Source organism: Methanosarcina sp. A14 (assembly GCF_001729375.1).
GTDB classification, from domain to species: Archaea; Halobacteriota; Methanosarcinia; order Methanosarcinales; family Methanosarcinaceae; genus Methanosarcina; species Methanosarcina barkeri.
The window spans coordinates 1-11,261 of the sequence record NZ_LZPK01000144.1; the positions used below are offsets into that span (position 1 = coordinate 1).

Consider the following 11,261-nt stretch of genomic DNA (forward strand, 5'->3'; position numbering starts at 1 on the left):
TCGGGGATAAGATACTCAAAACTCAAACCCTAATTTGACAGTTTAATTTTTATATTGAAAGGGTATTTTCATATTTGATAGGGATGAAGAAGTAATATCATATCAACAAATTTTTTACCCAGTTTTTGTGATTCTATTTGACAGATTATTCTTCTTCTCTTAAGGGTCATTTTTTTGATTTTTGATCAAATTTTTGTATTGAATTTGACGGATTGCATGTACAATGAGCAAAATATCGTCTACTAAATAAAAATATTATATCCCAAAATCACTATAATTAAACAAAAAATTCTACATTGCGATTTTATAGGAATCGCTAAGAACCTATCCGAAAAGTCCGTAATGCATATTGAAAAGTCACAATCGATCTATACGACCAGAGTATCCGTTCCGGTTTTTTCATATTGCATTTTGTAAAAGTTATAGCTGGTAACTACTTTTCGGATAGGCTCTAAGTTGAAAATACGACAAATCGACGGTAATTTTTATGCAATTTTTATATACTGTCAAATGATTTTTGACGAAAAAATGAGATTTCATAATACATGGAATTTATACTGTCAAATTAAGGATGTAACTAAAGTTACAATTACAGTAGGAGTACTTATTATCTGCTGATGGCTAGTGTCGAGTCAATCATCAAAGATTCAATGATTCCGAATAATTGCAATCGGTTTTATACGACATTTTGCGGTTGACTCGACATTAGTGTACTTCTAGAAGAAAACTTTTCTAGCGTTCTGTTTTCATAAAACTTTAATATAAGTGAGAATGTTACAAAAATATCCCTAAATGAAATCCAAAAATCATGATTTAATATCAAATTTTAATTATTGTCTTCGAAATCTGCATCCAGAGCAGATATGATCGTTGAACTGCCACGAGCTAACCTTGTAATAATGAAGTACTCCCTGTCTAGATTAGGAATTTGATCATGACTCTGAAAGCTGACTTTTTGTTGATCACTATAACTGAAGGCGAAAGCAAAGCGATTTTTGATGTGTTTCAGGACTCCAATAGGCAAGTGCCTCAAGCTGTATTAATTGGTGACCAGACATACTACGACATTGGCGTTGTCAATAGAAAGAGAGTATTTCTATTGAAACTTGGTCTGGGATTATTGGAATCTGAAGCACTTTTACGAAAGTGTATTCTTGATTTATCGCCTACAGCAGTGATTCTGGTAGGGTTAGCTTTTGGTTTTAATTCCAAAAATCAATCTATCGGCGACATTTTGGTTTCAACGCGACTCATTATTTATGAAACCCAACGATTAATCACGAAGGATGGATCCTTAATAAAAACAAAGGATGGATCCTTATTATCCGTCTATCATAGGGATCAAATAGATGCATCTCCACGGCTTTTAAACTGCTTTCAGAAGATCTACAATTCATGGGATGAATCAAATTATAAAGTTAAATTCGGCTCCATTTTATCTAGCGAGAAGATTTTGGATAACATCAATTATTATCAAGATTTAAACACTTTGAATCGTGATGATATTATTGGCGGTGAAATTGGAGGCGCTGGGCTGTATGAGGTCTGTCGGGAATCCAAAGTTGATTGGATCGTTGTGAAATCTATCAGCGATTTTGTGGGTGGGGACAAATCTCCTAATGATAATAAATGGCAAGTAATTGCAACCCAAAATGCTGCCAAATTTGTGTTACACATGCTTCAGCTTATGCCAGCTTCTTTTGCCCTACCTGGGCAACTCCCTGCCCACTTTGCCGTGTCCGGGTTCAATGCAGATATCCATACCGAGAGAGATCTCATCGGTATAGGTTCTGAAGTAGATGCTTTCGCCTATCTTATTGCAGCCAAGACATTGCAACCCCCAATGGCAATTGGTCTTTTTGGTGACTGGGGTTCTGGTAAAAGCTTCTTCATGGAATCACTGCGCCAGCGCATCCACACGATTACATTGGGCGCTCAACGTTCGAACCAGCCTCAAAAAGAAATTTCGGTCTACAAGTATATAGCTCAAATCGAGTTCAACGCGTGGCACTACGTTGAAGGAGAATTATGGGCGAGCTTGGTGGATCACATCTTCCGTAACTTGAAGACACGATCAGAAGATCAGCCATCCTTACTACATCAGCGACGGCAGGAGATTATCGAGAAACTTGATATCCAGGGACGTGCAAAGGAAGAAGCTCAGGCCCGTAAGGATGAACTCAAGAGTCAGCTTGACCAAGCCAAGGAGCGCGTTACCAAACTTGAGAAAGAGCGCGACATTGCACTTCAAAAGCTTACTGACTTGAAGGCTAAAGACATTCTTAAAACGATACCTCTAACGGACTACGAAAAGGAAAAACAGATCTTAGAAAATCTGGGCTTAAAGAAAGACATGAAGAATGCAGCAGATTTAATGCAGAGTGCGGATGAACTTCGTGTTGTGCTGGAGCGAGGCAATGCGCTCACAACCCGGCTGCGCGAGCATGGCTGGGATGGCTGGAAGTGGGCCGCAGCTCTAGTCGTCGTCATTCTCATAGGCCCGTTCATCAGCTTCGTGCTCAATAATATCAGCGAACTTCCTACCGTCACCAATGCACTGGTCAGTGTGGGAGCTTTCTTAAGCGGTTTAACCATCATGCTCAAGAAAGGTACTATGTGGCTATCTGAATCCATGACACGGGTTGAAGACATCAGAATAAAGCTGGATGCAAGGCGGAGTGCTGAAGCTGAAAAGCACGACAAGAAGATCACTGAAGCGGAGTGTGAGTATAATGAAAAGAAGGCAGAATATGACCAAGCTAAGAATAAAGAAAAGGAAAAGGAGCGTGCGATTGCTGAGTTAGAACAGGAACTGCAGCAGGTCACTCCTGGACGCTTGTTGCTAGACTTTATCAACGAACGTATGTGCAGCCTAGACTATCGCAAACACCTTGGTATTGCCGCACTAATTCGTAGCGACTTTGAACAGCTGTCACAACTTATCGAGGAACAGAATAAGGAATTCATTGAAAGGGACAAGGGGAAGGTAAGTGAAGAAGACAAACACTTGATCAACCGCATTGTCCTGTACATAGATGACTTGGATAGATGCCCACCAGATCGTGTTGTCCAAGTTCTTCAAGCCATACATTTGTTGCTGGCCTTTCCCTTATTCGTTGTCGTCGTGGCCGTGGACGTCCGCTGGTTGTCACAGTCGTTACAGACTCACTATCAAAATCTTCTCTCGGCCAGCACCCTACAAGAAGACTTTGAGCTCTCAAAAAGCTTCGGGCGCCAAGCCTCACCGCAAGACTATTTAGAAAAGATTTTTCAGATACCATTTTGGATGCCTCCCTTACCCGAAAAAGCTCGCATAAATATTGTCAAAGGTCTATTATCAGATAGTTTGGTACCATCCAGCGAGGTGGATGACAAAACAGAGCTAGATAATAGTCAAAAAGGCATGAAAGATACTATCGATGCGAGGGTCGATGGCAAAGAACGAGCCAAGAATTGGGGAGTTTCGGAAAATAAACGCCTTCTGGACTTAAACACTAATACAGACCTGAAGCCCCAAGGTCTAGATATTGAGGAAATTGAACTTCAGTTCATGGACGAGCTACGTAGTCTTCTCGGCCAGACACCACGGTCGGTAAAGCGTTTTGTCAACATTTATCGGCTAATTAAAGCTATCTCACTGAACCAAGGGACGAAGTTCGTGGAAGACAGACCCAATGCAGATTTCAAGTTAGTGTTGTTTCTGTTGGCGGTGCTTATCGGATTGCCTACTATTTCGAGCGACTTTTTCAAGCAGCTTCGTTCAGAGCGTTCCGAGATCGAACAAACCATGACATCCAACCAGCAAGTATCCATATCAACTGGATGTACCCTTGGCCAAGTTCTTGCAGTGTTGGAAGCGCACCAAATGCCTCCCAGAGGCAAAGTCTTAACAGAAAAGGATGAAGAAATCACATTAGATAAGGCTGGGAACGGTCAAGCAAGCGGTTGGATATATGAAGAACGTAATGTTTGTCATGATTTGGTTCGCCTAAAATCATGGGTAGACAAATATGATGGAGGAAGTTGGCTGAATTTAGATGCAACTGTATTAGCTAACTGGGCACCACAGGTCATGCGCTTCTCTTTCCAGAGAGAAGATCTCTGAAGCAGGCTATGTATAGTTTGTGAAGGATGTGATTCAAGCCTACGAATACTTGCATACCTTTTTATAAGAACCCAATTTTGACTTTTGTCATTTTACATAACTGTGATATGCCAATGAAACATGTTTTTTGCATGGTGTTAATTAGTATAATCTGCCAAATTAAGGTTTAAACGCAACCGTTGCGCCGGTTGATCACGCCGATAGGGTCCGGGGATAAGGTACTCAAAACGCAAACATTGAGACCTCAAACATTGAGACGTTTTTGCTCAAGTCTTTTTTGAAAAGGGCTGTACCAGAACCGTTGAGCTGCTTGACCACACGCTGACTATGTTTTTGCTGGGGTTTTCGGTCAAGCCTTTTTTTAAAAGGGTTGCTGGCAAGCAGTTTTTTGAAAAGGCTTGATTTTCAAACACATGTGGCGCCTGTCCCTGTTGAAGAAACCCATGTCAGCAATAAGTTTTAAACAGGTTTTCCAGGAATATCCAGACTTTCTCAATCGAAGGAATGAAGATCCTTTCAGCAGGAGAATGCGCATCTTTAATCGTTGGCCCGAAAGAAATCATTTCCATACCTTCATGCGCCGAACCGATTATTCCGCATTCAAGCCCTGCGTGAATCACTTCAATCTCAGGCTCTTTCCCAAATGTCTCGGTATAAACTTGCTTGCATTTTAAGAGCAGTTCTGATTTCAGGTTGGGCTCCCATGCAGGATATCCGGGCTCATGTTCAACCCATGCACCTGCGAGCTTTGCGATTGCTTCCCCCTTTCCGCTAATTTCAGCCAGCCTGAGATTGCTTGAACTGCGCTGGCTTGATATTATTATTACTTCATTTCCATCTGTCCGGACTGTTGCAAGATTATTTGAGGTTTCGACAAGCCCATGAATTGTCTCCGACATCCTGTAAACCCCATGCGGTAGTCCCAGGATCAGTTCTATAAGTTTTTCTTCGGTCTCTGGCGAAAAGACCCGAACATGAGACACTGTCTCTCTGAGGATTTTATCTTCTGCAACTTCAAAAATTATTTCTCTGCTAATTTCTTCAAAATTCAAAATAAGTCCAGGATCAGTTTTTGCATATTCAGCTTTAAATGCATGCCTGATATCTGACATTGCTTCTTCGGCTTTTTCGAGTTTTTCCCTGTGAAGGGCAATAAAGGCTTCTGCAGTATTGGGAATTGCATTATGAACACTGCCCCCGTTCAGCAGGACAAGCCTTACATTTTCTATCCCAAGTTTTCCCCTGAGTTTGTTCAGTGCCAGGGAGAGCAACTGTATCCCGTTTGCGCGTTGTTTGTTGATTTCAGTCCCGGAGTGCCCACCTTCCAGTCCTTCAACCGAGAGCCTGAAGAACCCAAATGAATTTTCTTCTTTGAAATCAAGCAGTTCCCACTCAACAGGAAGTGTAATCTGTGAATTCTGCCCGCCTGCACATCCTATTACAAAAATGCCTTCATCCTCTGAGTCAAGGTTCAGAAGTATTTTTCCTTCAAAAAAGCCAGTTTCAAGTCCTCTCGCTCCTGTCAGACCTGTTTCCTCGTCCACCGTAAAAAGCAACTCAAGTGGTGGATGCCCGATTTCTCCTTTCTTCCCTGCTTCTGCCAGCACCAGTCCAAGTGCAAGGGCAATCCCATCATCCGCACCTATGGAAGTTCCGTCTCCTTGCATCCATCCCCCGTCGTAAATGCATCTTATAGGGTCTCTGGAAAAGTCGTGTACGGAATCTTTACATTTCTCGCAGACCATATCCATGTGCCCCTGCAGAATAAGCATGGGAGAGTTCTCATATCCAGCCGTTGCGGGGACTTTGATAAGCACATTGTTTAAGGAATCGGCTTTTACCTCAAAACCTCTGGACCGGCCCCACTCCTGCAGCCAGGTTGAAATCTGTTCTTCATGCTTTGAACGTCTCGGGATTTTATTGATTTCTTCAAAGACTTCGAGGATCTGTTGAGTTTTAGGATGCATAGGGATCATTTTTTAATTTTTTACAGGGGTTCTATATAGGGTTATTTCTAGTTTTATCCTTAGGAGTTATTGATTGTTATCAGGGTTATTATTAGGTTGCGATTAAGGTACTACTTATTTAGTTTACGGATTCACATATTTTTATAATTTATTGAAAACTGTCATGTAGTTTGAATACGTTTGAATAATATACCGAAATTGTAACTATTAAACCTAGATAAAGCAACATCAATAGCCATCGTTATTGAGATTCAACGTACAAATATCTTTGAATGGATTTTCTTTGATTGCCGGCGATTGATTGCACTCTTTGTCCATCAGTCAATTATTAAACTCTTTGTTTTCATTAAATTGATATCAATCAACGTTTGACTGTGTCCGTGAGTTATTAATTAATTCCGAAAAAGCAGATGTTTATCAGTGGTTAAATAAAATATAAAGTGACTAGCCAGCTTATGTTTTTCAATAATTTACACTTACACTCCCACTCATACAACTGTCAAAAATTACTTACTTTATAATCAGTTTTCTCCAGCAATAAAGCCCATATATACGATGGCATCAAATATAATACTTTTCAATATTTTTATAATCTTTATGTTATTTTTAATGAAAAAACAGCTCCCTAAACAATAAAATACAAAAAACAGCAATAACAATTTTTTGAAGTCTATTCTTATTTGACATTAATCCCTTTAGCTTTCTTTTGTTTTCCTGTTCTGCCTAAATGAATTATTTTTCTCGAACCACTTTATATGATACTGATTTTTTAATCAAAGTTGGCAGATGGCTTGAAGGATAAGTTTCCCGAGCCAGAGTCCTGATTCTTGTTTAGTGACCTGCAATTTTTTGGATTTAGCATCTAAAAACTGTCCAAACTGTCCAGATGTAGATGCCTATAATATTTATAATAAACCCAATTTTGTATGAATTTTATTTATATTATTAACAAAAAATAACATAAAAACAAAAAAAATAATTAAAAGTTAGCAAAATTTAAATATGTAGTATGAATAACTATTTACATCCGGGGAAAAATGGAAGGTAAAAACATACTGTGTTGAGATTTTGTAAAAAGGCCTTCGACCGAATATTGAAAAGGCACATGCTATTCATATTCGAAAAACAGGTCTATATGAGAGATGTATCCGGCAATCAATCACCTGGAGAGAGTGATTGAAAGCATAAGGACATAAAAATCCTGGAAAAAAGATGAAAGGAGTCTATTTTCAGGTTCTTCACCGTATTATTTAGAATGATTTGTGCATGCTTACTGTACAGTATCTTCATGCGGATTTCCAAAAGAACCGTTCATGGTTGGCCGGAAGAGATAGAGACTCCACATAATGGAACGTCAACGACAGTCATGGAAAGCCAATGATAGTCGTAAAAGTCCTGCTGTTTAATATCAAAAAAACACAAATCAGATTAATATTAGTAAAGTTGGAAATTTAAAGATACTAATTGGCTATCTATGTCTATATATTGGTAGCTAAATCAAGCTAAACCCACAAATTGACAATGATTGGAGTAAATGCTTATGTTTAAAATGGAAATGTTGGTAAATAAAGGTGGCACAAAACCGCTTGCTCACATGATACTAATTGGGTTAATGGTGCTGTTATTTGCGACTGCGTCTCCTGCAGCGGCAGACCCTTACCTTGGGGGAATTGACCTTACCACTGCAAACGGAACGTATGGGACAGTAACCGGAGACCTCTGGTTTGATGCTTATCCTGGGTTCGATTATGCATACACAACGCCGGTTTTTCTGAACTCCACATTGCCGTGTGACCCTGATGATGTCGCATGGGCAAGGCTCTATGTAGATGTCTACATCGGACATATGGAAAACAATTATCCGCTGAAAGTCACTACGAAATTTGACGGTGACGGGACAGGTGGTTCAGGCTATGCGACTCTGGGAACTGAGATCATGGATACTACCTACACATTCCCCTATAACAATGGTCAGGGCCCTATATGGATAAATGACCACTGCAACCGTGTGACGAGTGATTTCCTGATCTGGTATGATGTGGATGACAGTATCTCTTCATCAAGTGTCTCGACGCGTGTGAATGTGTCCACGCCGGATGGCACTCAGCCACTCGACGGCCGGGTGAAGATGATCACCCTGGTGGTAGCATATAATAATCAATCCTGTAAAGTAACTCATTACTGGGTGAACCAGGGCCATGACACGGACTCGTATAGGACAGACGATGACGGGTATCCTTACACCGGAAATACTACTTTCAACACGTCGGCAGTTTATTCTCCAGGAGAAGCTAACCTTACAGTTCTTCCACTTGCGAGTTTTAACGGGAACTACACCTTCAACAATAATCAGCAGTTGACGTGGGCCAACCCTCACCAGGGATCATACTTTGAGTGGCAGAGCTGGAACGTCACAAACTTAATTTCCAGTGGAATTAACAGTTATATGACGTACAACCGAAACGAAGATGACAATAGGCCACAATACAGTGGCTACTTTAAACTCCCTCTCACTCTACTGACTGTGGAAGATGAATCTTATATCTACGACTTTAGTAACAACACACTGGGAAGAGCGGGAACAGGTCTGCTTGCTTACAAGTTCCAGACTTCAAGCCTGCCGGCAACTGTCAATAATGATCCGAATAATGAATTTTCAGTGACAGAGTACAGCAAGATCAAGTATGACGATGGTCAGTTCCAGTGTAATATAGCTGCTGATGATAACTATGCAGCACACAGGTTTGTGTTCAACGTTAGTTGTTCCAATGTATCTAATTTAGATGCGATTAACGTAACTTGGAATGGCAAAGGCTTAAATGATGCAGGAAATGGTGTTACCGTCTACATCTGGAACTATAATACTAGTGCGTATGAACAACTGACCACCTGTAATGATGCAGCTGAGCAGACCCTGACAGGTGAAAAAACAGCTAACCTTAGCAACTACATTAACGGCGACAAGTTAGTAACTATACTGGCGGAACAGAACAGTAAAACCAGCAGAGAAGACGACAGCAAAATTTATACCGACTATGTTAAATTGGTTCTTAAACAATAAACAAACTATTTACTGTAAAAAAAATACATCAGATATTGTTTCTGCTATAAATGGTACATAAAATAAGTGGTTTATCAAAACCTCTCTTTTTTTGTAATGGCTAATGTGCTTGATGAATGAGATTGATGTATGAGATCAAGTGCAAAAGCCTAAATTTTTTGAGGTATCACAACCAATTGAGGAATTTTCAGCAATATAACAATATTTTATATTATAAATTAGTATGTTTTTATTATTTATTATGTATATTTTCTATTATTTTTACATAATTTAAGAAGATTTAAATAATTTATATTACTATGTTTAATTTTAAATCATAATTTTTGTGAGTATATTTGAAAAAATATTAACTTCATTCATCGATTAAGTCGTTAGATTTTCCATATTACGGATTCAAAAAAGTAATGAGAGAGACTAATAGATATACAGAGATTGAATTATTGAAAAAAAGACCTGCATATAACATGAACTAAATTATTAAAATCAATGCTATACCTAAAATTATCAATTAGTGAATAAATTTTGATTTACAGGAGATAAATTGTATGAATCAAAGAATATTTCTTATTTTATTTGTTTTTCTCTGCATGATGTTAATAACACCTGCAGAAGCAAAGACTTGGTACGTTGATGACAGTGGTGGAGCAGATTTCACTGATATACAATCTGCTATCAACAGCGCTTCTTCCAGCGATACGATTTATGTCTATGCTGGGACATATAACAGTTTTGAAGTCTCGATTCCATACCTGACTATAAAAGGAGAACGTCCAGATCTCGTTACAGTCAATGGTAGAATAGATATCCCAGAAATTGCGACTTATGCAAATGCAACCGGAACTGTCCTTGAAGGAATGAAAATAACGGAAGAACCAAACATTGATTCAGATATTGGTACGGTTTCGGATGTGACTATCAGAGATTGTATATTTAATGGACTAACTTGGTCAAAAGGCATAGATGTAGATTGTGACAATTTAACATTTGAAAACAATATTGTCTCGAATAGTACCGGTAAATATGCCGGTATGTCAATCGAAAAAAGCAACGTTTTGATATCAAATAATACATTCAGCAACAATAAAGGAGCGGGATTAACCCTCTATTCTAAGGCCATAAATACTACAGTTACCAAAAACATCTTTAGTTCTAATGCCTATGCAGGTATCGAATTTTATAAAACTACTGGATTAAACACAATATATCTTAACAATTTCATAAGCAACGGTGTCCCGGCAACAACTAGCGGAACCACAGCACCTGCGCTAACACACTGGAACTCAACCACCCCCATCAAATACATCTACAATAGTCAGACCTACACCGGTTACGTGGGCAACTACTGGTCTGATTACAACGGCACAGATGCTAATGGCGACGGAATTGGTGATACTCCTTATGTCCTTCCCGACAGCCTTGGAAACGATAACTATCCCCTGATGCAGCCTTTTGAAAACTATGCAATTGGTGGCGGTGGAGAATCTGGCGGCGACGCCCCGGTTGCAAACTTCACGGCGAACGTAACGAGTGGCACTGCCCCGTTGACCGTCCAGTTCACGGATGAATCCACAAATACTCCTACATCTTGGTCATGGGATTTTGATAATGATGGCAATGTAGACAGTATTGATCAGAACCCGGTCCACACTTATACCGCAGCTGGTAACTACACCGTTAACCTCACTGTTTCCAATGTCGACGGAAGCGATTCTAAAGTAAAAACTGAGTACATTGTCGTAAGTGAACCACTTTCCAAAGCTCCGGTTGCCAATTTCACAGCAACCCCTACTTCTGGTTCTGCTCCTCTTACTGTCAATTTCACGGATCAGTCGACTGGCTCACCTACTTCCTGGCTATGGGACTTCGGGGACGATACTAACGCTACAGAGCAGAACCCCTCACATATCTATAGTACAGCCGGAACTTACGACGTTAACCTCACTGTTTCCAATGCCGACGGACGCGATTCTGAGGTAAAGACCGAATACATAACCGTAACTTCAGCGGCGACGAACGACCTCAGTATATCAGGTATCGTCAATACGGTTCCAGGCTCTGCGGTTTTTGCCAAAGAACCAAATACCATAAAAGTTACCAACGTCATGAATACCGGAACTGCCAGCCTTAC

4 protein-coding genes are annotated in these 11,261 nt (G+C 39.9%); 3 read left to right on the forward strand and 1 reads right to left on the reverse strand.

What is annotated here, in order from left to right; genetic code table 11:
- Nucleotides 1-934 precede the first annotated feature (934 nt).
- The gene (locus A9239_RS07700) at nt 935-4,105 is read left to right on the forward strand and encodes a P-loop NTPase fold protein (RefSeq protein ID WP_048155604.1); all 3,171 of its coding nucleotides are present in this window, start codon (nt 935-937) and stop codon (nt 4,103-4,105) included.
- Nucleotides 4,106-4,551: 446 nt separating this feature from the next.
- Here the strand turns inward: A9239_RS07700 and A9239_RS07705 are convergent, their stop codons facing one another.
- Nucleotides 4,552-6,072, reverse strand: a complete 1,521-nt coding sequence (locus A9239_RS07705; protein WP_048157003.1) for an aminoacyl-histidine dipeptidase — start codon at nt 6,070-6,072, stop codon at nt 4,552-4,554.
- A 1,540-nt stretch (nt 6,073-7,612) separates the two neighbouring features.
- On the opposite strand from A9239_RS07705, the gene A9239_RS07710 reads away from it, so the two are divergent.
- A complete protein-coding gene (locus A9239_RS07710; protein ID WP_048155601.1) occupies nt 7,613-9,133 on the forward strand; it encodes a DUF3344 domain-containing protein in 1,521 nt (506 codons plus the stop codon).
- A 545-nt stretch (nt 9,134-9,678) separates the two neighbouring features.
- A partial coding sequence (locus A9239_RS07715) for a PKD domain-containing protein (protein WP_141706405.1) occupies nt 9,679-11,261 on the forward strand: 1,583 nt, incomplete at its 3' end.